We start from the raw sequence: 26,326 nt of genomic DNA, 5'->3' as shown, positions 1-26,326 counted from the left end.
GGGCTGGGGCCGGGCTGCCGCCTGGCTGCGCTCGATGACGGAGACGATGGACTTCCGCGCGTCGCGCAAGGCGTCCTCGAGCCGCATCGTGCGCTGATCCGCGCGTGCCGCGCCGCGCAGCGCCTCCAGAACGGCCTCGCCCTGTGGCCCGTAGTTGGGCGCGAGTTTCAGCATGTCCCAGGCAGCGACGACCAGCGCGTCGGCGACGGTCTTGGCCTGCTTGATCGACGCCCCGTAGCGGCCGGCGGACACCTCGCCCAGGTCGAAGGCGGCGAAGGTGGTGATGACCTGCTTGGCCGCCGCCGAACCTCCCGCGGTGCTCTCGGAGAGGTCACGCAGCTCCTTGAGCAGGTCGCGTGAGCGCCGGGCGAGCGTCAGCCTGCCCGACGCGGACTCGTCAGCTCCGTCCAGGCCGAGCAGTTTCGCGTGCTTCTCCAACTCCTCGACGAGCGTGTCCACGTGCGGCTCGTACTCGCGGGCCTTGCTGGTGATCTGCCGGGCGAAGTGGCTGACCAGCCGGCTGCGGCGCAGCTTCGGGGGCTGTTCTCCGAAAATGTCCCAGAACCGGCGCCCGGCCTCCTCCCAGACCGCCTCGTCCGGCAGCGGCTGGGAGCGCAGGCCGTCCTGGGGTTTGATGGCGGAGAGTTCGGGCGCGGGGTCGAGCAGTGAGCCGGCCCGCACCCACACCCGGTCGTCCATCTCCGCGTAGGACGCGATGACCAGGTTGGCGAGGAAGGTGTCCAGACCCATCGGCTCGGGCCGGTCGATCCACTCGGTCAGCTTGACCACGCTCAGGTCGCCCGGACCGCCGTCGGTGCGGGCCTGCAGATTGAAGTGGTCCACCCAGCGGCTGGAGGGCCGGAAGTAGACCTCCCCCTGCTGGCCGAGTCCGAGGGGCGCGGCGATCCGCCGCATCAGGGGCCGGTCCTTGGAGGGCACCTCGACCTGTCGCTCGGCGGATTCCGCCGCCGAGCGGATGTGTCCGAACACCGTGCGGGCCTGCGTGGGCGTGACCGCTTCGTTCTTGCCGTCGGGGTCGAAGTCGGGGTGCGCGGGGTACTGGTGCGCCAGCAGCTTCTTCACGATGTGCCGGGCCCCGTCGGACAGCGTCTGCCCGATGGAGACCTTCAGATCGGGAACGTCCCGCAGCGACTCGAAGTGATCCTCGAAGGACACATCGACATCGGACGCCTTCTTCTCTGCACAGCCGTACGCCTGCTTGAAAGCTGCCGTCACCGTCTTGATCAGGGACCCCCGCTGCTCTTCGAGGAGCACCCTGGCCCGCGCGCGGTTGTCGGCGTTGAGGTGCTGGGCGTAGTGGGTGTCGAAGCGCCGCTGGTCGGCCAGCGCGTAGTCGATGACGACCAGCCTCTGGAAGTCCTTGTAACGGGGGGCCGAGAGATAGGCGGGGATCCAGCCCACGGTGCGGGTCCCGGTACCGGACTGTTCTCGCAGCGTGCGCAGCCGGTTGACCGCCTCGACGGAACCGTGTTCGCTCTCCTGGTACGGCAGGTCGATGACCAGCCGCCACAGCCCGTCCTGGCTCGGGGCGAATTCGTGGTCGGGCAGGTTCTCATGGTCGTTGACATCGTCGATGACGACCTCCGCCGTGCGGTTCGAGCCGCGCCAGACGAGGGTCAGATCGTCCGCACTGCCCAACCGCCCGTTCCCCTCCAGGCCCAGTTCCTTGCCCAGGAGTCGCCTGGCCAAGGCCTGGCGGTTGGAGCGGTTGTTGTTCACGTTCGCGTTGGCGATGACGGAGTCGACGTCCACTCCGGCCAGTTCGAGCCGCACTCCCGGGTTGAGCTTGGTGCCGGTCGCCTTGATCTCCACGAAGTGCGTGGCCCACTCGTCGACCTTCGCCTTGATCATCCCGACCTCCGCCCCGGGAATGGGGGAGAGCACCGAGCCGTGGTTGAGCGCGGCGAGCCGCCGGATGGTGAGATCGCGCAGGGCCGGCACCCCGGGGGCGAGAGCGGACAGCAGCAGCGTGCACATCAGCCGGTTGTCGCCGACAAAGCCCTCGCAGCGTTTGAGGAGCTGCTGGTCGGTGATGGTCGCGCGGCGGTGCTGGTAGCGCTCGACGTCCTCCTCGGTGATCTCGTACGTGGCGAGAAGGTGCGGCCGCAGCTTGGTCCGGTACAGCTTGTCCGCGACCTTGAACTCCACCTTCAGGCTGTCCACGAACGGCCTGTCGCCACCGTCGGCGATGACGGGGTAGAGATCGCCGAGCGGGATCAGGTTCTCCAGCGTGGCGTCGTCCCGGTGGTCGGCGAGCAGCTGGCCCATGAGCTTCAGGCCGGTGCGGGAGCGCTGCAGGGCGGAGGAGATGTGGACGAGCGTGTCCATGAAGGCGGGGGAGAAGGGGTAGGTCAGCCGGAACGACTCCTCGTCGGCTCCGGTCGTCGTCTCATCCGAGCCGAGCAACACGTCCCAGACCTGCGGCCCCACCCGCTTGATCTTCGCGAACGCCTCGCCCAGCTTCGCGGCCGCCTCCGCGTCCTTGGGGGTGAGCAGGCGCGCGTGGGCGATCTGGGGGAGGTTCCGGTCCTCCAGCGTGATCTTGTCGAAGCGGCCGGAGGCCAGGTTCAGACTGTCCTGGATCGCGGTCTCGGCCGCGCCGGACGTCTCCTCACCGACGAGTTCGCGCAGGTCCCGCTGGCGGGCGATGAAGGAGACGATCGGGATGGCACGACGGGAGTCGGCGCCCTCCACGAAGTTGGTGATCTTGTCCGTCTCGCGGGAGACGAACTTTTGGTCGTGGATCCGGTTCGCGAGCCACAGGATCAGCTCGTCCAGGAAGAGGATCAGCCCGTCGTAGCCGAGCGACTTCGCGTGCTCGGCGATGACGGCGAGGCCCGCGTCGAGGGAGATGAAGCCGTGCTCGTCCTCCGCCGCGTTCCGGGCGAACCCGGGGAACCAGGTGACGCTCGCGTCGTGCACGAGCTTCGCGCGCAGCTCCGCCGGGGTGCTGGGGTTGACGAGGTTGAGGTTCACCTCGCCGCCGTCCAGCTCCTCGGCGTCGAGCGCGGCGTCGAGAAGTTCCGGCGTCCAGGTGAACGGCTCGCCCCACTCGTCGTCGTCATCCTCCTCGGCGCCGCCGGGAGTGGGGGCGTCCGCGAGCCCGGCGATGAAGGCCTCGTCGCCGACGCGCCGGCGGTGGGAGCGGATGTCCTCGAAGAGGGAGTCGGTCCGGTACACCTGCGGAGTCGGGGCCTCCGGGTGCAGCGCCTTGACGTGGCTGACGTACCCGCCCAGGACGCGCTGCTCCAGGGACTTCGCACCGAGCATGTGGTACGGCACGAGGAGGAACCGCTTCCCGTCGGTGCCCAGCCACTCGTGTTTGGCCAGCACCGGGTCGAAGTCCCCACGGCTGCGGACGGCCGGGTCGCCCCGGAGGAGGGCGTGCAGAACCGCCATGAAGTGGGACTTACCGGAACCGAAAGAGCCGTGGAGATAGGCGGCCTTCGAGGTGTGCCCGTCGAGGGACGCCTTGATCAGGCTGAGCGCCTCGTCGAAGTTCTCCAGGAGGCGTTCCGTGACGACGTAGTCCCGCAGCGCGCGGGCCGCGCCTTCCTCGGTGACCGCCTCGGCGAGCTTCAGCACGAAGTCGGAGGTGGAGATCGACGTCTTGATGTCGATGACGTCACGGAGGAGAGGTGCCGTACCGGTGGCGTTCGGGGCCATCTGTGTCTCGCTTCTCCTGGTTCCTGCGTCCTGTGTGCGCGTGGTGCGCGCGGTGCGCTCGCGCGGTGCGCACGAGCGCGGGGGCCTGAACAGCAGGGTGCTCCCCCTGGCCCGGGGCAACGACGATTACGGATGGTTTCCGTGCGCCCCCGGTGTGTCGTCGTCAGTCGCCATGCGACGGCTGCGGCCCGTCCACGATCGTAACGGTTCGCATGGGGGAGAGAATGGGTGTGCGGGGCGGGGCGATGGTTCTGTCCTGCGCCGACGAGCGTTATGGGTGATCCGTCTCAGCTGAGGTGTGTGAGGAACGCGTCCCAGGCGGTTCGCGTGACATGTATGACGGGGCCGGCTGGGCGCTTGCTGTCACGGAGCCAGACACACCACGGGACGTTGTCGGCGACCTCGACGCAGTTGCCCTGTCCGCCGCTGTAGCTGCTCGTACGCCATGCCGCCTCCATGAGGTCCGGCTGTATATCGGTTCCGTTACTCATGACTGGTACTCCTTGGCGACGCGACGGATCAGAGTCAGCGATTCCGTCGGCGGCAGAGCTGCTGTGCGTGCGTCATCGAAGAGTTCTCGATAGCGGGCGACTTCGAGTTCCCGCTCCATCCAGATGTTGCCGGTTGGAGTCTCTGACAGCACGAGGTCCAGCGATGCCAACTGCGGAAAGCTGAGAAGCAGGTACGGTCCGAACATACTTGAGTGGGCGCCGCGCGAGAACGGCAGCACCTGCACGGTGACGTTGGGCTGCTCTGCCATGGCGGCCATGTGATCCAGTTGCGCTCGCATCACGGCCGGACCACCAACCTGCTGCCGCAGAACTCCTTCGGACAGTACCGCCCAGAAGTCCACAGGCGCTTTACCCGTGAGTCGTTCCTGCCTGGTGAGCCGTACTTGCACGAACTGTTCGATCTCCTCGGGCGTCTTCCAGGAGCGCGAGGCCACCGTCACTGCGCGCCCGTACTCCGCAGTCTGCAGGAGGCCAGGGACCAGTTGCACTTCGTAGGTCCGGATGCCGTTGCAGATGGCCTCCATCTCGATCTGGTCGCGGTACGCGTCACCGAGGACGGACTCGTACTGGCGCCACCAGCCGTCGCGGCGACGCCGATTGGCTCTGCGAGCCAGGGCCGCGAGGCGTTCGCGTGCCTCGGTTCCTTCTACGTCGTATGCGTGCATGAGGGCGTGTAGATCCGGCATGCGAACGGGGACGTGACCGTTCTCGATGCGACTGATCTTCCCCTTGGTGCAGTCGAGAACTTCTGCTGCCTCGGCAGTGGAGAGGCCTGCGGACTCCCGGAATCTGCGGAGCTCGTCGCCGAGTTGGCGTCCCAGCACGGTGGAGGGTTTGACGGTTGGCATACGCCACTACCTATCAGTAAGCGGGGCTCGATGGCTTCCGAAGTCGCACGAACAGGTGAATAGAGAAGCGATTATCCATGCAACGTTGCGCACGCCCGAGTGTCGAGGGCACCCTGCTCACAACGGGCCGAACCGCCATCAGTGCACGGGGACTTGATCGACAGCTACCGACCCTAGGGGGCGTCATGGCAGAGCACTCCACCGCTTACGAAGTGAAATTCCGACTGCCTCGGCAGCGAAGCAGCGTCCCCAGGGCGCGTGCGCTACTGCATTCCGCGCTCGGTGACTGGGGTCTGGGGCGGGCGGCGGAGACGGGGGAGTTGGTCCTCTCGGAGCTGGTGACCAACGCCATGCGAGTGCGTGTGCCGCGTGACCGGTTGGTGGGCGTACGGATCGCGTGGCTGAACGGAGACGGTCTGCTCCGCCTGGAGGTCAGTGACGCGGGTGAAGGGGAACCCGTCGTGCGGACGCCTGGTGATGACGAGACGGGCGGGCGCGGACTGCTGCTTGTGGAATCGCTGGCTGCTCGTTGGGGCTTCGAGCGACGCGCTTGCGGGATCGGGAAAACGGTCTGGGCGGAGGTGAAGGCCCCGGACCTTGTTCCGGAACGCGATGGGACCGAGATCGCTGCGGCAGCGGTCCGCGTAGGTCAGTGGGTGCACGCGTGGGGCGCTTGGCGGACGGTTCGAAGCGTGGGCAGCGAGCGTTCGGCGTCGGGTGCTGAGTGCACTGCCGTTCTGGTAGTGGACGACGGCTTCGAGTTGCGGATCGAGGCCACCGCGCCGTTGACGGTACGGGACGCGGGTGTGTCCTCCCCGCGCGGGAGCGGGGAGGACACATAGGGATAGCTGCTCAGCTCTTGGCCGAGCGCCGGCCCCGAGTGGCCGGGGCGGGCCGCCAAGCCCGCAAATCGTCGTCGGTCAGGCCGTGTTCACCCTGCTGGGTCGCGCGATAGCCCGAGAAGAAGGCCGCAGGGGAACTCCCGTAGAGCGGGTCGAACTCGTCGTGCCACTGGTCGAGCCAGGGCTGAAGTTCGAGCAGTCCCGCGAGCAGGGGCGTCATCTCCTCAGAGGACAGCCCGTCGTGGTTGGTGAAGTACGTGGCGAGCGCCTGCGCCTGCTCCCGGTGATCCCAGCCCGCCCAGCCGAACAGCTTCGGCGTCCCCGAGATCGCCCCGGTCGCATACGAGATGAACCGCTCCTTGGGCACGTCCAGCTTGCCCCGGGCTCGCCAGTAGGACGGCTTGAGGAAGTCGGCCGAGGTGTACTTCGGCGGCACCGGGATGGTGTCCCGGATCTTCCGCTTGGCCGGCTCGTCCGGGGCGGCGTCCTCCTTGCGCTGGAGATCCCAGACGTGCTCCCAGTCTTCGCGCTTCTTGAGACCGCTGGGCTTGTAGCGGAGTGCGGGGAGGAACGGCACGTGCTCCTCGGTGAGGAGGTCGGCGACGACGGTTGCCAGTTCTGTGCGCGGGGCGTACAGCTCCGCGACGGACACGAAGTCCTCATCGAGGGAGAGAGCGGTGGTGAGCTGGTCGCGGGTCAGGATGGTCGGCTGGCCGTCCGAGAACCACAGCTCACGCTTCTCCATACGGTCCAGCAGCCATGACTTGAGCGCCCGCTCTTGGAGGACATCCCACCCCTCGGTCGCCCAGCGACGCTTGTACTCGGGGCGCTCCACCATGCCGATGGCGCGGGAGGTCTCGATGACTTCGATGCGCTTCTGGACCACCGCCTTGTAGGCGTCGGACCAGTGGTCGGGCAACTCGGTGATGGGCGTGGAGTTGTGCCGCTTGAACCACTCGTCGGATGCCTCGCCCTTCTCGATGCGCCGGGCGAGCACGATTTCGAAGGCTCGCTGACCGAGAGACAATTCGGGGATTTCCTTTTCAGGGGCTCGGAGATCTTCCGAATGCAAGTTGTAGAGTGAGTAGACCTGCCAGTCAAGCTCTTCCTGTAGAGCGACCATCCGGCCTCTAGTAGATTTCCAATCGGCAGCGCATTTTCGAAGAGAACGCGCACCGGGTGTAGGTGAATTCGAAGTGGTCAGCGAGGTCGGGCTGGTCATTTCGAGTTCTCGAGCGAGATTGTCCAGGGTGGCAGCAAGCGTTGTGGGGTAATCGCGAGGGAGGGGGAATTCCTGCAGCTTCGTACCGGTGAATTCATAGAACTGTTCCCACAGTTCCGTCTTGATTCCGGATTGATGGCCCTCGGTGCCCTTACTGTGGCTGACCATTTTGAGCCAGAAGCAGGCAGCGGAACTGTTTAGGACGCCGAGGAGGGCGGTGGGAGTCACTTCCGAATTGCTGTCTATGGTGACTACGGTTGCGGCTTGAGAGTATAGTTCGGTAGACCGTCGGATAAGGAAGTGCGGATGGGTTGCCACAAGGGTAAAAACGACGGACTCTGCTGCGGTGTAGCGGTTGGGCGAAAAAGAAGAGTACCCATACCAAGGAAGGCCGCGATCTGCTTGTGTCCCGGACAAAGATCTTCTGACGTTTAGCAGCGTCCTTGACGGCCAAAGAAGTCGAAATTCCGGTGCTGTGAGTTCGCGGGAGCCGCCCATGTTATTGTACGGGAATAGAACCTCGACAGTCTTTTGGGGGGTCCAGTCCCGGATTTCGGCCCCCTCGATAAGGTGGCGAGTCAACGTGTGAGGCGTGCCAGTTCGGTGTGCCGCTCCTCTCGTTACATAGGCGTCGTCCTCGCGGGTGTTGAGCATGTTTCCCCAGTCGGCAATAATGCTCTTCAGTCGACAAGTTCCCGGCAAATTTTCAAGACGATCGCGCAGGTCGGATGCTCCACCTCCCGACATGCTCCACGGGTGTTTCGAAAGTTTCGTCCGAAGAGTTTCTGCGCTGGTGACCCAAGCACTTTCTGAGCCGGGCCTGTCGATCTGATTCAAGATTGCTTGCCAGGCAAAACCAAGTGCGGGGTCCTCAGGCACCTGAGGCTCGCCTCGGATTCCCATTACGGTTCGTACGGTGGGCGATCTGTCGCGAGACTTCCTTTGTCCGATCAAAATAACCGTCGGAGTCCCGTGTCCGGGGATGTACGCCCCAGAAGAGTCAATAACCTCTGTAAGTTCAACTTTGTGCGCAAAGAATTCTTCGATAAGCTTCTTTCCGAATTCGCGCTTCATGAATCCGTTGGATGCGATTTGTCCAACGCGTCCGAAGTTTCTCCCATCATTGGTTCCGATCTTGGCTAGCTCGAAGAATCGCTCCGCAAAGGGGACGGTCATCTGATACTGCCTATTGCACGACTTGTATAGGTCTTTGTAAATCCCCTTGAGATTCCTATCTTTAATCGTGATGTAAGGCGGGTTCCCCGCAACCACGTCGTAGCGCCCCTGTTCCAAAATGTGCGGATATTCGTGCACGTCCTCCGTCGCGTACGAGAACTCCGCCAGCGGGTCGCCCGACTCCTCACCCAGCAGCGTCAGTTCAAGCTGCCGTGCCTTAATAAGGGAGTCGCCCACCGCCAGGTGAATCGGCCACTCATACTTACCCGCCTGCTCCAGCGTGCGCACTCCCGCAGCCGCCATCCCCGCGACCAGCAGCCGGAACCGGGCAATCGCCACCGCGAACGGGTTGATGTCCACCCCGTGCACCGCGTTCAGCGCATCCCGCACTCGCTCGTGTACGTCCCGCCCCGGCTCCCGTTCCGCGAAGAGCCGGACCATCCGCCGAAACGCGCCCAGCACAAAGTGGCCCGATCCGCACGTCGGATCGATCATTTTCAGTTCGCCGAACTTGCCGCCCAGCTCCCGCACCACCGGGTCCATGGTCCGGTCGAGGATGAACTCTTCTACGAACTCCGGGGTCTGGAGGAGTGCGTACGTCTTCCGGGCCGACTCCGAAAGCCACTGGTACAGGTCGCCCAGGAAGCGGGTGTCCCACCCCTTCGTGGGGTCGTTCTCGTCCAGTGGATCGGTGAAGTCATGGACCAGCCGGTCCGCATCCTCGCCCTCGCCCCCTTCGCCGCGCTCGCGCCAGAACTCCACCAGCGACCGAGCCGCGTCGTGCGACAACGGGATCTGGTACAGGGGATTGCGCCGCTTGTCGAAGAGCAGTTTTCCGGCCTGGCCCGCGCCGATTTCCTCGAAGGCCCGCTCCAGCCAGCCCCGGTATGTCGGGTCCGGGTCCTCCTCCACGTACTGTGCGTACCGGGCCTCCGCCAAGTCCCGGCGCTCCGCGTCCGGCCCCGTCAGATACGGCTCGGCGATCAGCCGGTTGTCCTCGCAGAAGCGGACGAACACCGTGCCCAGTACCCACGCCACCGCGACCTGTGTGACCCGTTCGTCCAGCCACGCGTTCCACGTCGCCGCCGTACGCCCCAGCTTGCGTGCCTCGTCGTACTCCGCCCGCAGCCGGCCCGCGACCGAGTCCGCCGCCCGCACCCGCTCGACGCGGTCCGCCGACAGCTCGCCCTCAGCCGAACCCGAACCCAACCGCGCGTCCAGCCAGGCACTCCACCTCGGAGTCGCCGGGTCCGCCTTGCTCGCCTTCTCGAACTCCTGCCGCAGCGGTTTGAGGACCGACTCCCCGTCCTTGACCTGTTTGGCGAGATCCACCTCGATCGCCTTGACCTGCTTGATCAGATCGTTCCGCAGCGCGGCAGCGTCAATCACGTCGTCACATCTCCCATGTGCCCCGTTGTCCCCAATGTGCCCATTGCCACTGTCCCGGCGGCTTCCCGTCCCGCCGCTAGCCGTCCCCCGGCGAACCCGCACCCGCACCTGTACCTGCACCCGCCGCCGACGACTCGGCCCGGTGCGCGTTGGCCACCCACGACTCGGGCAGTTCGATCCATTCTCCCAGCCCGGACTGGTACGGCACAGCGACCGAGCCCAGTCTCGGCGGTCGCGCCGGGTCGCTCTGCGGGCACAGCAGCCACAGTCCGCGCCCCCCGTCCCGCGCCACGTCGGCGAGCCGTTCCAGGACCGCCATCGCGTCGTACCGCGCGAACGCCCCCGCGTCCGTCAGCAGCACAGGGGAAGCAGAAGAAGCAGACGACCCCCGCGTCCCCGACACCAGCTCCCTCAGCCGGGGCTCCACAGTGCCCCAGCTCGTGCGCGCGTACTCACCGAACCGCATCGCCGCCCTCGAACCCGGCTCCGCCGCGTCCGCGCGCAGGATCGTCTCCCACGTCGGCTTCGGCCTCGGGTCGACCTGCTCGTGCAGGGCTTGCAGGAACAGGTCGGTCACCGAGACGACTTCCGCACCGAAGCGGTCAGTCGTCAGCTCGCGCACCGCGTGGCTCGCCAGCCCTGTCCGTACAGTCAGCACCCGGAAGCCGTCCCGGTGGGCCGAGGCCAGCAGCCGTTCCTCGGCCACCGCTGCGCCCGCGAGCTGCGGGTCGTCAGAGTAGCGGTGGGCGATGAGGAGTCCGGTTGCCTGGCGGGCGGCGTCGGACGACAGATAGGAGGAGCCGCCGTCCCGCTGGCGCGGGATGTAACGCAGCGTCCCATGCCCCTCGCGGGTCTTCAGCTCCAGGTCGAACCCGGCGTCCCGCAGCGCCCGTGTCAGCGGCCCGTCCGTCGGCAGGGCGTGCCCGCCCCGTTCGTTCAGCAGCTCGGGGAAGCGTGCCCGTACCCGTTCGTGGATGTCCTTGGGCGTCAGCCCCGGCTGGCGCTCGTCCGGCATGCCGGGGATGCGCGGCACCAGGCCGGCCTGGGTGAGGCGCAGCGCCCGCACCAGTGGCAGATCGCGGGGGTAGATCTCCAGACGGGGCGTCGCGGCGGCCCGGCGCGAGGCGGCCGCGGCGATCTCGACGATGCGCCGCTCGTCCCACTCCACGGCCGTGCTCGGAGGCGTGACGGCGCCCAGCTCGGCCAGCACCGTGGCCGCGGTCGGCAAGGTGTCGAGCTTCGCCAGCCGGTCGGCGACCTTGCCCAGCTTCTGGGCGTAGTAGAGCAGACCAGGGCCTGACGGAGTCTCGGGAGCGTCGTCGGGACCGACCTCGAGGGCCAGCAGTCCAGCCCCCATGCCCTCGTCGGCCGCGTCACGGTTCGGCGCGTGCTGGAACTCGGCCTCGTCCGGTACGAGTTGCTCGACCTCGACCACCGCGCGGACGGCGGCCAGCGCCAGTGCCCGGCGCTGCGCGCGTTCGGGGAGCTGGGTGCCGCGCCGTACCGCCAGGGCATCGGCGATCTCCGCCGCGGAGGCGACCCGGCCCAGGTTCCGCAGCAGGCTGAGGATCTCGGCGCGCAGTACCTGCACCGCCGGGTGCTTCTTCCACCGGGTGCGCTGCGGCTTCAGCATCTGCGGGATACGGCCCGCCGACAGCCCCAGCGCGCTCGCCACGTCCTTCTGCTTGGGCCAGACGCCGATGTCGGGCAGGGTGCCCCGCTCATCGGGGAGCCGGAGCAGCAGCCGCACCATCTCGCACTCGTTGCGGTTCGCCCCGTCCTTCTTCAGCTCCGGTACGAAGATGGTCGCGAGCGTGTCCAAAGTGACCCTGCGCAGGGCGCGTTCGGGCAGGCCTTCCGCGTCACCGTTTTCCGCCATCGCGGTCGCGAGTGCCTCCTCCGCGACCGACAGCTCCTCCTTCGCGGCCTTGCGCCCCTCGGGGGTGAGCGGGGCGGCGGGCTGCTCGGCGAGCCGCTGCCGCCACTCCTTGATACGGCGGAGGACTTCCTTACGGGTCTTGGCGCCCAGGCCGGGCGCGTTGACGAGCTGATGGCGGCTGTAGTCGAGCAGACCGCCGACGTCGTTGACGTGCAGTCCGTAGACGAAGGACTGGGCGGCGGGGCTGAGGCCGGAGGCCGAGATGGGGGTCGAGCGATCGGCCTCGGCCGCCAGCCGGTCGCGCTGCTGCTCGGCGCTCTCCTCCTCGGCGGCCGGGATCGGGGCTTCCCGCGCCTCTGCCGGCGCCTGCCCGGCGCCGCCCGTGCCGCCCGCTCCGCCCGGCGCGGCAGCGGGCTGGCGGGAGCGGCGCGACGAGGGCTTCGCCTCGTCCATGGCCAGAAAGATCTTCTTCCAGGCGTCCCGCATCGGCTTGAGATCGGGAAAGCGCCGAGCCGCGTCGCGGTGCAGGGCCTTGCGGAAGAACTCGACGAGGCCGTCACGTACCGCCGGGTCGAAGGCATCGGCCGCGATCCTCGGGTACGGCTCCTTCTCGGGGTCGGTCTGGCGCGGCGACACTCTGCCGTCGCCCCAGACGGGGAGCTCGCGGGAGGCCATCTCGTGCAGGGTGACGGCCAGGGCGTACCGCTCGGCGTGTCCGTCGTAGACCGAGCGCTCAGTGAGGGTGCCGATGAACGGGTCCAGATAGCCCTCCGTCCCGGCGCTGGTCTCCTGCACCGGGTAACCGGCCAGCGAGAAGTCGATGAGCACCAGCTCGCGGGTGCGGTTCGGGCGGATGCGAATGGCGATGTTGTCCGGCTTGATGTCCCGGTGCCACACGCCCTCGCCTTCGAGGAAATCCACCGCGCCGAACAGATAGTCGCCGTACGCCTCGAGCTGGTCCACGGACAGCCGGCCGAACTCCCGGAGCTGGCGGGCGACGGTCTCCTCGCGCCGCCTGCTCCTGTGCTCGCCGGGCGCGGCCGGTTCGCCGTCGGCCTCGCGCTCGTTCCCGACGTACTCCATGACCAGGACGGTGCGGGGGCCGATGCGTTGCGGCTCCGGCTCGACGAGGCGGATGATCCGCGAGTCGGGGCGCAGGCGTCCCATGATCTCGGCCTCGCGGGCGAGCATTTCGACTTTGCTGTCCGAGTTGGCGACCTTCAGCACCGCGAGGGTCTTGGAGAAACGCACGTCAGGGCCCGCCCGCAGGTCCCGTACGAGGAAGGCGCGGCTGGTCGACCCTGTACCGAGGCGGCGCCGTACCTCCCAGCGGCCTGCCAGCACATCGCCCGCGACTGCTTCGAGCGGGTCCTTCTCGGGCTCGGCCGGCCGTACGGGTTCCGCGGGGGCGGGCTCGGTCAGTACCGCCTCGACGACCTCCAGCATTTCCAGGAAGTCGTCCACCGAGTCCAGGCGGTCGTCGACGTGGTAGGCGGTGGCCGCCTGCACCAGCTCGTCGATGTACTCCGAGAGGCCGTCGACCACGGCGCTCGGCCGCAGTCCCTCGCCCGCCTCGTAACGGGCCAGCAGCTCGGCCTGGCTGGCGGCCGGGGCCTTACCGGTAGCCAACAGATAGGTGAGGACGCCGAGACCGTAGATGTCCAGCGCGACGGGGTCGGCCTTCAGCGCGGTCAGTTCGGGGGCGAGATACGGGTCCGCGCCCTCCGCGAGATGGGCGCCCGCGCGCGAGAGCGTGGTGGGTGCGAACCGCTCACCGCCGCTCGGTGCGCCGGAGCCCGGGCCGCGCTGGACGGCGACCTGCCAGTCCGAGATCTGCAGATACGGGTTGAGCCAAGCCGCCTCCTCGCCTTGCGCGTTCCCGTGCCCGTCCGTGCCCGCCGCCCGGCCCCGGGGGCGGGGCATCACATGGATGGCGCGGGCCGCGAGGGTGCGGTGGTAGATCCGGCGGCCGTGCGCCGAACGCACGGTCTCGGCGAGCTGCCGGACCAGCGCCATGCGGCTGAGGATGTCCAGCTTCTCGCCGTACTGCGCCAGATACTCGTCGAGGCGCAGCGTCCGCGGATCGAAGTCGAAGATCAGCGCAGGCCCTGCCGAGTGCCCGGACGGGTCGTACTGCTTGAGCTGGACGACACCGGGGTGCCGGAAGCGCCGCAGCACCGCGGCCTCGCGCCGCGCCGCCCGCTCCACCGAGGCCCGCAGCTCGGCGTCGGAGCCGCGCTCCCGCAGGTAGACGCGGACCCGGGCGGCCTCCGGCAGCTCGCTGTGCCGGGCCAGATAGTCCGCCCATGTCGGTCCCGAGTCGAACGACTTCCGGTGCAGCAGATAGGGGCCGACCTTGTACTCGGCGTCGCTGCGGGCGATGCCCACTCGCTCCAGGGCCGACTTGATCCGGCGCGAGCGCGACCTGTCGATACGACGGCGCTCGTCGTGCGGGGGCTCCGCCAGTATCCGGGCGAGCTGGTGGACGGTGTGGAGGCCGTGCTGATCGTGGGCAGGCAGCCGGTTCTTCAGCGAGGAGTCGGTGAAGCAGACCGCCTCCGACACCCACACCCGCTCGCCTTCCTGGGCGAGAAGGGCCGCGAGTTCCTTGGCCTTCTTGTTGGCCAGGTGAAGCGGGTTGCCGTGCGTGATCTGCCGTCCGCCGGGCTGGGTCTGCAGCCAGGTGCCGTTACGGGACTCGACCGAGCCGTGCCAGTCCTTCAACTCGATCAGATAGACCCCGCCCGGGGCGACCACGAGGAGATCCACTTCCCGGACGTGGCCGCTGTGCGCGGTGAAAGTGAAGTTCGACCAGGCCCGCCACGGATCGTTGTCGGGGAGCTTCTCCCTGATGGCCTCCAGCCCCCGGCGCTCATGCTGGAACTCGGATTCGGTGACCGTGACCCACCGGCCCTCCCGCATGCGCCATCCCCGCTTCGTATCTGTGCCGATCTGTGCTGATTTCGGCTGCTCGGCAGCCATATCCCCGGCTCAGATCGTAATGGTTGTGGGGGTGAGTCGGGGGCTCGCGCATGCGCCCGAGCTGGGATCGACGTCATCCCGCGGTGCGTAGTGGCGTCCAGCCATCGAAAACCGCACTGCTGAAGCGGAATCACCATGACTGTGCAGATATGTCCCCCGCCTACTTTCGAGGGGCGGCTCAAAGATGTTTGTATCGCGCGGTGGCGTGGCTGTGCTGACTGGGGAGTTATGGGGGGCGAATGCATGACGGAGAGTGATCAGCCGTACCCGGTGAGGGAGCTTCTTCTGGCGGTTCGCTCGGAAATTCGGGCTGAGCGGCGCAGCGATGGCCAGGACGGGCAGAAGGTGTCGCTCTCCAGTGGCCGACTTGTCTCTACTTCTGCTGGGCGATTCGAATATGCCTTCGTATGCAAGAAGTGGGATCAGTCCCTGGACGGCGCCTCCGTACTCGTTCGGGCCTCGCGTTCTCGGGGGCTCTGGGTGACGGCAGAAGCGTCCCGCATGCCGGACGGGAAAGTGCGGCTGATAGCTATTGAGGACCTGGGTAAATCCGTCCCCAACGTCCAGATTCGCCAGGACGGCACGGCCGGCCTGGCCCTGGTGGCCGAGCGGCTGGAATCGGTTGGACAGGCGGACAGCCCCGTCCGCGTCGAAAGCGCCGGCTGGATTGTCGGACTCGGAAATCCGACCGTCGCCAGAGAGGCCGACCCTGGTCGCTGGGTGTCCAACTGGCAGGGGTTGAAGCTGAATCCCCGCCAGAGGCTTGCCATTGAACACGCCCTCGCGAGTCAGATCCTGTTCCTCTGGGGCCCGCCCGGTACGGGGAAGACGGACGTCGTCGGGCACATTGTCGAAGGTTCTTTCCGGCAAGGACTCAACATCTTGTTCCTCGCGCCTACTAAGGTCGCCGTCGACCAGGCGTTGGAGCGTATGTGCGATCTCCTCAAGGAGGAAGACCACTTCAGCGAGGGTCTCGTGCAGCGCGTCGGGGACATCGAGGTGCCGTCCCTGCGTGACCGATACGGCGAATTTGTCGACCCCGAGCAGATTGCCGCGAGGATCTCCGCTCAGCTCGACGAAAGCCTCTCCAAAGCGACGGATGCGTTGAACAACACTCGCGCGGCCGTCGCCTTGCACGACGAGGTGGCGTCGTTGGAACAGGCGCTCGCCTCCGCCCGTACGGCCCTCTCTGCGGCGACGACGTCGAAGGAGGCCGCCGAGAAGGGCAGGCTGCGGGCCGAAGCCGATGTGGCGCAACTCCGCTTCAAAATCAGCCAGTTCGGCACCCCGAGCGGGTTGTTCGCGAGGCGGAAGGAAGCCCAGCTCGCTTCCTTGAGAGGTGAGCTCGCGCAGGCCGAGGCGGCTGCGCAAGGTGCGCTCACGCAGGGCGCGGAGGCGGAACGGGATGCGATGGAGGCCGCGGCGAATATCGGCGAACTGACCGGGAGTCTCGACGCAGCCCGAGCCGGACTCGTCGGCGTGGCGACACGCCAGGTGCTGGCCCAGCAAGCCGAAAGCCTCCAGGGACGGATCGACAATCTCGATCAAGAGCGCAGGAAGCTCCACGACACCGTGCGCTCCCGGTGCCGGGTGATGGGTGCCACCGTCGCCAAGGCCGTGCAGTCGCGGAAGTTGCTGGACCGGGTGGATGTCGTGGTGATGGACGAAGCGGGGATGGTCGATCTGCCGTCCGCCTGGCTTGCCGCCGGACTCGCCGGAAAGCGCGTCGTCGTCGCAGGAGACTTCCGACAGCTCCCCGCCGTGACCAAAGGTGAAGGTGACAAGAAGGCGACGGAGCAGGAGCGTGCCCACTCCCGGAGGTGGGCGTCCCGTGACGCCTTCCATGCCGCTGGCCTCGTCAGCGAGTCCGGATCGGTACGCCAGGACCCGCGACTCGTGGCGCTCGATACGCAGTACCGGATGCGCCAGCCAATCTGCGATGTCGTGAATGTCGTTGCCTACCCGGATGCGCCACTCGCCACGGGCCGTGACGGTCACAGCCAGATCCCCTTCAACCCACTGGTCGACGCACCCGTCATCCTCATCGACACATCCAAACAACGCATTCCCGGGCCCGACCACAAGGCCAACACGGTGAACGAGGCAGTCGTCCATGAACTGGTCCGGGGGCTCCAGTATGAGGGCGTCCTTCCGGGCCGGAAGTGGGAGGGCGTCGCAGCTGGCCAGCGTGCAACCGACCGACTGGGTGTTATTGCTCCCTACAAGGCACAGGTCCACGCCCTGAAGGGAAGTCTCAAGTACCGGTTCGGCGAGGAGTACGAGGGCCTGGTCGACACCATTCACCGCTTCCAGGGAAGCCAGCGTCCGATCGTTGTGTTCGACACCGCGGTCGGTTCGGGTAAAAACCCCGGCTTCTTCTACCAAGGCACGGGCCTGTCATCACATACGTGTCGTCTGCTCAATGTCGCCCTCAGCCGGGCCCAGGACCATCTGATAGTGGTGGCCGACCTCGACCATTTGCGAAGGCATCTCACCCCGCACAGCGAGGCGCGAGTCATGCTGGACCACCTGGAGAGCCATGCCCAGCTGATCTCCGCAGATCAGCTCGTGCCCACGCGGGACGCGGCCCAGCTTTCGACGCTCTCCGAAGAGGAATTGGCGAGGCCCGCGTTCTTTCCGGCGGATGAGGTCTATGCGGCCGTGGAGTGGGACATTGCGCGAGCGGTCACGAGTATCGAGCTCTACTGCCCGTTCCTCGACCCGCGACCGGTCCGTAGATGGTCTGCGTTGCTGGGCGGTCGCGCTGCCGACGGTGTCAAGGTTGTCGTCTACACCCGAGCTGTTGAGGAACAGCGCGACGAAACCGCTGCTCAGCGCCACCGGCAGCGTATCGATGAACTTCAGTCGGCCGGCTGCGAGGTGGATTTCCGGGAGCGAATGCACGAGAAGGTCCTCATACTCGACGGCGCGGTGCTGTGGCACGGCTCGCTCAACCTCCTGGCGAACACTGGGCCGACAGACCTGATGATGCGATTCACGGACCCTGCGTCGTGTGAACGGGTCAGCCGGGTCATCGAACGCGCCCGCAAGGAGCGTGCCGCGTGGAACCCGCGAACAGCGGCGGGCGGTGGCAGTGGCCAGGTGCGGGGCACGGCCAAGTCGCCAACGCCCTCACACAACGGGGTTTCGCCCGGTGACGTCGTGGACGGTCGGCTCTATCTCGACGTTCCTTACGGTGAGAAGGACGAAGCGAAGAGACAGCTCAGGGCGCGATGGGATGCACCGAAGCGACTGTGGTACGTCGACGCGGCGCGCGTCAGCCGTGAGCAGGCCCGCCGATGGCTCCCCTGAGTCAGCCGCGGTCGGCCTGCCGCTGCCATTCCTTGAGAGATTTGGCGGAAGCGGTACCGCGAACGTCGCTTGGGTTGACGTAGAGCACCCGAGGGTTGTTGTTATGGGGTCCGAATCCCACCGAGCCGCCCAGCAGGACATACCTACCAGCGGGGCACGGTGCGCCTCCGTGGAACCAGGTGTCTTGCCGCACGCCGGTTGTGTGCCAGACGATCCAGGCTTTGTCACCAGCCCTTGCTCGTTGGTAGACCGACTCGACGCGGCGATGTGCACGTCCTGACCGGCTTGTCGAACGGCAGCGTTGAGGAGTGCCTCCCACTGCGCCGCGGCGGCTCTTCGCCGTCTGCCTCGTCCAAACAGATCCACCATTGTGCCCACGATACGCCGGGCGTCCCCTGCTTCTTGATGCGGAGGGGCTGCGTTCAGCAGGGTGCGCTGGGCGGAGATATCGGAGTGCCCTCCGGCAGTCGTTGGGGAACGTAGGGAAGGGCCGGTGAGCGGTCGAAGGCGCCATAACGCACAGCAGGGTCGGGGCTGTCGCGGCGCGTTCCGGCGGCCCGCCAAGGGGCCGGTTCAGCCTCCGGGACCATCGGAACTGGTCCCCGTGCCGTCCCGGCGGGTGCGGCGGGCGCCGATGAGCAGTCGGTCGCCGGCCCCGGGCCGCTGGAGCCAGACCCGGAGGGTGCCGCAGGCGCATCGGGAATAGACGACAGTTCCCTCGGTGACCGAGTGGCAGGAGACGGTCTCGTACGGGGCGTGCAGCGGCCAGCCGCAATTGGCGCACCGGTCGACGCCGGGGTGACGAAGATTGTCCATGCGGACAGCGTCACGCCCGGTGGGCATGCAAGTCCATCGCATCTTTGTGCACGCGATCGTTTTGAATTGGTGCATGATCGACCTACGGCTGCTGCACACCCTGCACGTACTCCACTCCGGGGGCACCGTGACGGCTGAGGCGCGGGCTCTGGATCTGTCCCCTTCCGCCGACGCCCAGCAGCTTCGGCAGCTGGCTCAGCAGACGAAGCCGAGTCGCTGCGCCACGACGGGCAGATTCTGCGGCTGACTCCCGCGGGGCGGGCACTGTTGCGCCACGCGGACGTGCTGCAGCCACAGTGGGGGCAGGCGCCGCCTGGCTGAGCACGGCTGGGAGGACGGGCGGACGCTGCGCAGCGATGGGTTCCTACCACCGTTGCCTCTCTGCTGGCCCCGACCGCCTGCGAGCTGCTGCGCGCACGTCTGCCCTTCCGCGTCCGGATCCACGAGTCCGATACGCAACGCAGCTACTAGCGGCTTCTGGCGAACCAGGCGGACATCGTCGTACTGATGCACGCCGACAGCCCTGCGGTGGATGACCTGCGCTTTGTACAGCGTCCGCTCATGGACGACTTTCTGGACCTTGTCGTTCCGCTCGGGCATCCCCTGGCCGGGCGCGGACCGGTCGAGCTGGCCGCTGTGTCAGGGGAGGACTGGACCACGCTGCCCACGACCAGGATCGCCTCATCCAGGCGCTGTGCGCCGCCACCGGTGTTGCACCGGGCGGGCGCGCTACTCGACGAGTGGCCCGCTGTGCCGGCGGGGATCGGGCACGGGATGGGGTGTATCTGGTGCTCAGGCTGATGTCGACAGCGCCTTACCCGCAAGTCGTCCGGGCGCCCGCGCAGAGGAGTAACCGCCGTTCCGGCGCGTGCTGACCGTGGTGCGGAGCGGCAGCGAGCGCCAGGCCGCCGGCGCTGCCGGGTCGGCCGCGCTCCGTGAGCGGGGCCCGGTTCTCACATCGCGCCCCGCGCCGGAGTGAGCAGTCGCTTTCCTGCGTGTTACGGGAAGACACGCAGGGCGAAACAGCGGGCTCCTAGCGTCGGGATCCTTCCAGCGACAGGAGGCGACGTGAGGGCACGGTGGATCACTCGATGGGAACCCGAGGACCCGGGGTTCTGGGAGCGCGAGGGGCGGCGCACGGCCCGGCGGAATCTGTGGCTGTCCGTGTTCGCCGAGCACATCGGGTTCTCGGTGTGGAGCCTGTGGTCGGTGCTGCTGCTGTTCATGACGCCGGAGGCGGGCTTCACGCTGTCCCCGGACGACAAGTTCCTGCTGGTCTCCTTGGTGTCGCTGGTGGGCGCGCTGCTGCGGCTGCCGTACGGGTTCGCCGTCACCCGGTTCGGCGGACGCACCTGGACGGTGTGCTCCGCGCTGGCGCTGCTGGTGCCGGTGGTGCTGGCGACAGTGCTGGTGCAGCGGCCGCAGACGCCGCTGTGGGTGCTCCTGCTGTGTGCGGCGGTGTCCGGCATCGGAGGGGGCAACTTCGCCTCCTCCATGGTCAACATCAACGGGTTCTTCCCCGAGCGTGAGAAGGGGTGGGCGCTGGGCCTGAACGCCGGTGGCGGCAACCTCGGCGTCGCCACGGTGCAGTTGCTCGGGCTGGCGGTGCTGGCCACCGCCGGGGTCAGCCATCCGGAGCTGCTGACGCTGCTGTTCGTCCCGGCATTGCTGCTGGCCTCGCTGCTGGCCTGGCGGGGCATGGACAACCTGGCCACCAACCGGACCGACTACGGTGCCTACCGCACCGCCGTGCGGGACCGGCACTGCTGGACCATCTCGCTGCTGTACATCGGGACGTTCGGCTCCTTCATCGGCTTCGGCTTCGGCTTCGGTCTGCTGCTGCAGAACGAGTTCGGCAAGAGCCCCGTGCAGGCGGCGGCGTTCACCTTCCTCGGGCCGCTGCTGGGATCGCTGTTCCGGCCGCTGGGCGGGGCGATGGCCGACCGGTTCGGCGGGGCACGGGTGACCGCGTGGTCGTTCCTGGCGCTGGCGTGCGGCGCCGCGGCTGCGCTGGCCGCCTCGAACGCCGGGTCGTTCCCCGTCTTCGTCGCGGTCTTCGCCGTGGTGTTCGTCCTGACGGGGCTGGGCAACGGGTCGACGTACAAGATGATCCCCGCCATCTACGCGGCGCGCGCCGAAAGCGCCGTGGAGGCGGGCGCCGACCCCACCGAGGCCCGCACCCGGGGCCGCCGGATCTCCGGCGCCGTCATCGCCGTCTCCGGCGCTGTGGGCGCGCTGGGCGGCGTCGCGATCAACCTCGCCTTCCGTGAGTCGTACCGGCAGACGGGCGGCGCCGGCTCGGCCCTCGCCGGCTTCCTCGCCTTCTACCTGCTGTGCCTGGCCGTGACCTGGGCCGTCTACGTACGGCGGCCCGCGGCGGAACGCGCCGGCCGGGCGACCGGGGCACAGCAGCAGGAGCCGAAGCCGGAGCCGGAGCGCGAGCCCGCCGAGCGAGGAGCCTGAGTGACCACCGCCACCGTCCGCGCCGCTGCCGCGACCGGCACCACGACCGGGAGCGGGACCGGTACCGCGACCCACTGCCCGTACTGCGCCCTCCAGTGCGCCATGACCCTGACCCCGGAGCCCGGGCCGGCGCCGGCCCGGCTGAGCGTCACCCCGCGCGACTTCCCCACCAACCGGGGCGGCCTGTGCCAGAAGGGCTGGACCTCGGCGCAGCTGCTGGACTCCCCGGAGCGGCTGACCACCCCGCTGATCCGGGACGCCAAGGGCGGCGAGCTCCGTGCGGCCGGCTGGGACGAGGCCCTCGACCTGGTGGCCCGGCGCTTCGCCCAGCTGCGCGGGGCGCGCGGCGCGGACTCGGTGGCGGTCTTCGGCAGTGGCGGGCTGACGAACGAGAAGGCGTACGCGCTCGGCAAGTTCGCCAGGGTCGCGCTCGGCACCTCGCAGATCGACTACAACGGCAGGTTCTGCATGTCGTCGGCCGCTGCGGCCGGCAACAAGGCGTTCGGGCTGGACCGGGGGCTGCCGTTCCCCGTCACCGACCTGGACGAGTCCCAGGCCGTGGTGCTGGTCGGCGCCAACCCCGCGGAGACGATGCCGCCGCTGATGGGGCACTTCGACCCGGCGCGGCTGATCGTCGTCGACCCGCGCCGCACGGCGACCGCGCAGGCCGCGCTGGACGGTGGCGGCATCCACCTCCAGCCCGCGCCCGGCACGGACCTCGCGCTGGCGCTCGGGCTGCTCCATGTCGCGCTGGTCGAGGGCTATCTGGACACCCCGGAGCGCACCGCCTACCGCGCGGAGCGCACCGTGGGGTGGGAGGACGTGCGGCAGTGCGCGGCGCGCTGGTGGCCGGAGCGTACGGAGCGGCTGACCGGGGTGGCCGCAGCCGATCTGCGCCGGGCCGCCGCAGCGCTGGCCCGCGCCCGGCGCGCCCACATCCTCACCGGGCGCGGCGCCGAGCAGCACAGCAAGGGCGTGGACACCGTCTCCGCCTGGATCGACCTGGCCCTCGCTCTCGGCCTGCCCGGCACCCCCGGTTCCGGATACGGCTGTCTGACCGGGCAGGGCAACGGGCAGGGCGGCAGGGAACACGGCCAGAAGGCCGACCAGCTGCCCGGCTACCGGCACATCGAGGACCCGGCGGCCCGCGAGCACATCGCCGGGATCTGGGGCGTCACCCCCGAGTCGCTGCCCGGCGCCGGGCGCAGCGCCTGGGAGCTGCTGGACGCGCTCGGCACCCCGGAAGGGCCCGCCGCGCTGCTGGTGATGGGCTCCAACCCGGCCGTCTCCGCGCCGCGGGCCCGCCGCGCCGTGGAGCGGCTGCGGGCGCTGGACTTCCTCGTCGTCGCCGACTTCCTCCGCTCGGAGACCGCCGAACTCGCCGATGTGGTGCTGCCGGTGACCATGTGGGCCGAGGAGTCGGGCACCATGACCAATCTGGAGGGCCGCGTGCTGCGGCGCCGCGCCGCACAGGCCCCGCCGCCGGGCGTGCGGACCGACCTGGAGGTGCTGCACGGGCTGGCCGTGCGGCTGGGCCGCTCAGTGCACGAGTTCCCCGCCGACCCGGCGCCGGTCTTCGACGAGCTGCGCCGCGCCTCGGCAGGCGGCACCGCCGACTACGCGGGCGCGGCACCGGAGCTGCTGGACGCGGGGGAGGCGGTGTACTGGCCGGTGCGGGCGGCCGCCGGCGGTTTCGCGCGTGAGGCTGCTGGTGGTTCCGTGCCGGAGGCGGCGGACGGTTTCGCGCGTGAGGCCACCGGCGATCCCGTGCGGGCGACCGCCGGCGGTCCCGGCCGCGAGGCGATCGCCGGTTCCGGCCGCGAGGCGACCAGCGGGCCCGCACCCGAGGCCACCGGCGACGGCACGGAAGCCCTCGGCACGCCGCGGCTGTTCCTCGACCGGTTCGCGCACCCCGACGGGCGGGCCCGTTTTCTGCCCGTCGAGCACCGGGACGCGGCCGAGCTGCCCGACGACGAGCACCCGCTGTACGCCACCACCGGGCGGCAGTTGCAGCACTACCAGTCCGGCGCGCAGACCCGCCGGGTGCCCGAACTGGCGGCCGCTGCACCCGAGGTGTACGTCGAGGTGCACCCCGACACGGCCCGCCGCGCCGGGCTCGCGGACGGGGACACCGCGCGGATCGTCTCCCGGCGCGGTGCCGTGCTGGCGCGGACCCGCTGCGTGGCGAGTCTGCGTACCGACACCGTCTTCCTGCCCTTCCACTTCCCGGGCGACGGCGCCGCCAACGCGCTCACCAACCCCGCGCTCGACCCGGTGAGCCGGATGCCCGAGTTCAAGCTGAGCGCCGTACGGCTGGAGCGCGCCGACGGGGGCGCCGCCGCCGAACGGAAGGAGGCCGTGTGAGCCGGGCACTGAACGTCGTGGTCGTCGGCAACGGAATGGTCGGCGCGCGGCTGTACGAAGAGACGCTGCGGCGCGACCAGACGAGCAGGCGGGTCCGGATGACCGTGCTGGGCGCCGAACCGGTCGGCGGCTACAACCGGGTGCTGCTGCCCGGGCTGCTGTCCGGCTCGCTCACCGAGGCCGACCTGACCCCGGAGGCGTCCGGCGAGACGCCGCTGGCCACCGGAACCACCGTCACCGCCATCGACCGCGCGGCCCGCACCGTGCGCACCGCGGACGGGCGGCAACTCCCGTACGACAGGCTGGTACTGGCCACCGGCGCCGCCACCGCCGTGCCTCCGCTGCCGGGCCTGCGGGACGAGACGGACGGGGGCGGCGGCGTGCTCGCCCGCGGTGTCACCGCGCTGCGCACCCTCGCCGACGCGCGGCGGCTGCGCCGGCTCGCCGACCGGGCCCGCGCCGTCGGCGCCAGGATCGCCGTGCTCGGCGGCGGCGTGCTCGGCCTGGAGGCGGCCCGCGCGCTGGTCGCCCGCGGCGTCGCGGTGACCGTCGTCCACCCGGCGCCGCATGTGATGGACCGGCAACTGGACGCGCCCGCCGGGCGGGTGCTGGGCCGGGCGCTGCGGCGTACCGGCATAGAGCAGCGGCTGGGGGTGATGGCCGTGCGCTGGGAGCCCGGCAAGGGGCTGCACCTGGACGACGGCAGCGTGCTGGCCGCCGCCGGGCTGCTGCTGTGCACCGGCGCGCGGCCCGAGACCGGGCTCGCCGAGGAGTGCGGGCTCAAGACCAGCCCGGCGGGCATCGCCGTCGACGACACCCTCACCACCTCCGACCCCGACATCTACGCACTCGGCGACTGCGCCGACGCCGAGCCGGGGCTCGTCCAGCCCGGGTGGGAACAGGCCGCCGTGCTGGCCGGCCGGCTGACCGGCGAGGACCCGTACGCGCGCTATCTGGGCAGCCCGCGGGTGACCCGGCTGAAGGCGGCGGGTATCGAACTGGCCTGCCTGGGCGACCCGTTCGTGGCCGACGACGGCTTCGCCGGACACGCACCGGCCGGTGGCGCCGGCCCGGCACAGGGCGGCCTCGGGGAGGGAGACTTCCCGGACGACGGCGGCCCCGAGGTGCTGCGGCTCGAGGACCCGGCCCGCGAGCGCTACGCCAAGCTGGTGCTGCACGGCGACCGGGTCACCGGCGCCATCCTGCTCGGGGTGCCCGACGCCGCCGCCGGACTCGTCCAGCTGTACGACAAGGGAGCCCCTGCGCCCTCCGACCGGCTGGCCCTGATGCTCGGCCGGGCACTGCCGCCCGAGTCGGCGGGCGAGGCGGGTGAGGCGCTGCCCGACCACGCGATGGTGTGCCGCTGCAACAGCGTCACCAAGGGCGCCCTGCGCTCCGCCTGGTACGACGGCGCCCGCTCGGCCCGCGAACTGGCCGACGCCACCCGCGCCACCACCGGCTGCGGTGGCTGCCGCGGCGCCGTCGAGAAGATCGCCGCCTGGCTCGCCGAGACCGACCCGCTCTCCAGCCGTGACACCCCTGCCACGACCGCCCCGAGGTGAACACCATGACCATCCTCCAGCCCCAGCACTCCGAAGCCGTGCGCAAGCTCGTCGTCGTCGGCCACGGCATGGTCGGCCACCGGCTGGTCGAAGCCCTCGACTCGCGGGACGCGGACCGGCAGTGGGAGGTCACCGTGCTCGCCGAGGAGCACCGGCCCGCCTATGACCGGGTGGCCCTGTCCGCCTGCTTCGACGGCGCCGACGAGAGCGCCTTGCGGCTGCCCGAGCACGACCCCGCGCGGGTGGACCTCAGGCTGGGCGACCCGGTCACCGCGCTCGACCGGGACGCGAACGCCGTACTGACCGCTTCCGGCGAGCGGGTGCCGTACGACGCGCTCGTACTGGCCACCGGATCGCGGCCGTTCGTGCCGCCGCTGCCCGGCTCCACGGCGCCCGGCTGCCTCGTCTACCGCACCCTGGACGACATCGACGCCATCCGTACGGCGGCCGCCGAGTCGGCCACGGGGCGTGGCGTCGTGGTCGGCGGCGGGCTGCTCGGTCTCGAGGCCGCCAACGCGCTGCGGCTGCTGGGGATGACCACCCACGTCGTGGAGATGGCCCCGCATCTGATGGCCGTTCAGCTCGACGAGGGCGGCGGCGCGCTGCTCGGCCGCATGGTGGAGGAGCTGGGCGTCGCCGTACACGCCGGAACCGGCACCAAGCAGGTGGTCACCGACCCGGAGACCGGCGCCGCCACCGGCGTGGAGCTGACCGACGGCACCTTCCTGGAGACCGATCTGGTGGTCTTCGCCGCCGGCGTGCGGCCCCGCGACGAACTCGCCCGCGAGGCGGGCCTTCAGGTGGGGGAGCGCGGCGGCGTCGTCGTGGACGAGACCTGCCGCACCGTGACCGACCCCCGCGTCTGGGCGGTGGGCGAGGTCGCCTGCATCGAGGGGCGGACCCTCGGCCTGGTGGCCCCCGGGTACGCGATGGCCGAGACGGTCGCCGACCGGCTGCTGGGCGGCGAGGCCGCCTTCCCCGGCGCCGACACCGCGACCCAGCTCAAGCTGCTGGGCGTCGGCGTGGCCTCGTTCGGCGACGCGCACGCCACCACGCCGGGCGCGCTGGAGGTCGTGCTCAACGACCCGGTCGCCGCCACCTACGGCAAGCTCGTGGTCTCCGACGACGCCAAGACGCTGCTCGGCGGCATCCTCGTCGGCGACACCTCCGGCTATCCGCTGCTGCGCCCGCTGGTCGGCAGTACGCTGCCCGCCGACCCGTCGGCGCTGCTGGCCCCCGAGTCGGCGGGCGGCGGGGCCGCAGGGGGAGGGG

13 protein-coding genes and 1 pseudogene are annotated in these 26,326 nt (G+C 69.3%); 8 read left to right on the top strand and 6 right to left on the bottom strand.

Features of this window, described 5'->3' with window-relative positions; translation table 11 throughout:
- From pglY to ITI46_RS19570, 3 genes are all read right to left on the bottom strand, one after another.
- Nucleotides 1-3,687, bottom strand: a 3,687-nt coding sequence (gene pglY, locus ITI46_RS19580; RefSeq protein ID WP_209240964.1) for a BREX-2 system ATPase PglY, incomplete at its 3' end; no start/stop codon positions are given.
- Nucleotides 3,688-3,974: 287 nt separating this feature from the next.
- Nucleotides 3,975-4,178 carry a DUF397 domain-containing protein gene (locus ITI46_RS19575; protein WP_209240963.1) on the bottom strand — a complete coding sequence of 68 codons (204 nt, stop codon included), beginning with the start codon at nucleotides 4,176-4,178 and terminating at the stop codon, nucleotides 3,975-3,977.
- Nucleotides 4,175-5,047 carry a helix-turn-helix domain-containing protein gene (locus ITI46_RS19570; RefSeq protein WP_209240962.1) on the bottom strand — a complete coding sequence of 291 codons (873 nt, stop codon included), beginning with the start codon at nucleotides 5,045-5,047 and terminating at the stop codon, nucleotides 4,175-4,177. The genes ITI46_RS19575 and ITI46_RS19570 overlap by 4 nt, the downstream gene beginning before the upstream one ends.
- 77 nt (nucleotides 5,048-5,124) lie before the next feature.
- Between ITI46_RS19570 and ITI46_RS35835 the strand changes: the two are divergent.
- Nucleotides 5,125-5,580, top strand: a pseudogene (locus ITI46_RS35835) (ATP-binding protein); the annotation flags it as partial.
- A gap of 319 nt (nucleotides 5,581-5,899) precedes the next feature.
- On the opposite strand, the gene pglX reads toward ITI46_RS35835, so the two are convergent.
- Both pglX and pglW read right to left on the bottom strand, forming a co-directional pair.
- Entirely contained in the window at nucleotides 5,900-9,676 is a 3,777-nt protein-coding gene (gene pglX, locus ITI46_RS19560) for a BREX-2 system adenine-specific DNA-methyltransferase PglX (protein ID WP_372452005.1), read from the bottom strand.
- Nucleotides 9,677-9,752: 76 nt separating this feature from the next.
- Entirely contained in the window at nucleotides 9,753-14,477 is a 4,725-nt protein-coding gene (gene pglW / locus ITI46_RS19555; protein ID WP_209240960.1) for a BREX system serine/threonine kinase PglW, read from the bottom strand.
- 303 nt (nucleotides 14,478-14,780) lie between these two features.
- On the opposite strand from pglW, the gene ITI46_RS19550 reads away from it, so the two are divergent.
- On the top strand, nucleotides 14,781-17,849 hold the full coding sequence (locus ITI46_RS19550; RefSeq protein ID WP_209240959.1) for an AAA domain-containing protein: 3,069 nt from the start codon (nucleotides 14,781-14,783) through the stop codon (nucleotides 17,847-17,849).
- Between the two features lie 573 nt (nucleotides 17,850-18,422).
- Here the strand turns inward: ITI46_RS19550 and ITI46_RS19545 are convergent.
- Nucleotides 18,423-18,665 carry a hypothetical protein gene (locus ITI46_RS19545; RefSeq protein ID WP_209240958.1) on the bottom strand — a complete coding sequence of 81 codons (243 nt, stop codon included), beginning with the start codon at nucleotides 18,663-18,665 and terminating at the stop codon, nucleotides 18,423-18,425.
- A gap of 73 nt (nucleotides 18,666-18,738) precedes the next feature.
- Here ITI46_RS19545 and ITI46_RS19540 point away from each other — a divergent pair, with 73 nt between their 5' ends.
- The 6 genes from ITI46_RS19540 to ITI46_RS19515 form a co-directional block, all read left to right on the top strand.
- Nucleotides 18,739-18,912: a hypothetical protein gene (locus ITI46_RS19540; protein WP_209240957.1), complete on the top strand. Its 174-nt coding sequence runs from the start codon at nucleotides 18,739-18,741 to the stop codon at nucleotides 18,910-18,912.
- 260 nt (nucleotides 18,913-19,172) lie between these two features.
- Complete coding sequence (locus ITI46_RS36065; RefSeq protein ID WP_209240956.1) at nucleotides 19,173-19,466, top strand: LysR substrate-binding domain-containing protein; 294 nt, start codon at nucleotides 19,173-19,175, stop codon at nucleotides 19,464-19,466.
- A gap of 267 nt (nucleotides 19,467-19,733) precedes the next feature.
- Entirely contained in the window at nucleotides 19,734-21,128 is a 1,395-nt protein-coding gene (locus tag ITI46_RS19530) for an MFS transporter (RefSeq protein ID WP_307808239.1), read from the top strand.
- Nucleotides 21,129-23,492, top strand: a complete 2,364-nt coding sequence (locus ITI46_RS19525; RefSeq protein WP_307808238.1) for a molybdopterin oxidoreductase family protein — start codon at nucleotides 21,129-21,131, stop codon at nucleotides 23,490-23,492.
- Complete coding sequence (locus tag ITI46_RS19520) at nucleotides 23,489-25,054, top strand: FAD-dependent oxidoreductase (RefSeq protein ID WP_307808237.1); 1,566 nt, start codon at nucleotides 23,489-23,491, stop codon at nucleotides 25,052-25,054. The genes ITI46_RS19525 and ITI46_RS19520 overlap by 4 nt, the downstream gene beginning before the upstream one ends.
- Nucleotides 25,055-25,059: 5 nt before the next feature.
- Nucleotides 25,060-26,326, top strand: a 1,267-nt coding sequence (locus tag ITI46_RS19515; RefSeq protein WP_209240955.1) for an NAD(P)/FAD-dependent oxidoreductase, incomplete at its 3' end; no start/stop codon positions are given.

This window comes from Streptomyces oryzae (assembly GCF_017676365.1).
Lineage (GTDB): Bacteria > Actinomycetota > Actinomycetes > Streptomycetales > Streptomycetaceae > Streptomyces > Streptomyces oryzae.
This window is presented reverse-complemented; position numbering and strand designations above follow the sequence as displayed.

Coding starts and splice junctions, on each gene's coding strand:
- ITI46_RS19570 (WP_209240962.1), bottom strand. CDS start 5,047: ATGCCAACCGTCAAACCCTCCACCGTGCTGGGACGCCAACTCGGCGAC.
- ITI46_RS19550 (WP_209240959.1), top strand. CDS start 14,781: ATGACGGAGAGTGATCAGCCGTACCCGGTGAGGGAGCTTCTTCTGGCG.
- ITI46_RS36065 (WP_209240956.1), top strand. CDS start 19,173: ATGCACGCCGACAGCCCTGCGGTGGATGACCTGCGCTTTGTACAGCGT.
- pglW (WP_209240960.1), bottom strand. CDS start 14,477: ATGCGGGAGGGCCGGTGGGTCACGGTCACCGAATCCGAGTTCCAGCAT.
- ITI46_RS19575 (WP_209240963.1), bottom strand. CDS start 4,178: ATGAGTAACGGAACCGATATACAGCCGGACCTCATGGAGGCGGCATGG.
- ITI46_RS19540 (WP_209240957.1), top strand. CDS start 18,739: ATGATCGACCTACGGCTGCTGCACACCCTGCACGTACTCCACTCCGGG.
- ITI46_RS19545 (WP_209240958.1), bottom strand. CDS start 18,665: ATGGACAATCTTCGTCACCCCGGCGTCGACCGGTGCGCCAATTGCGGC.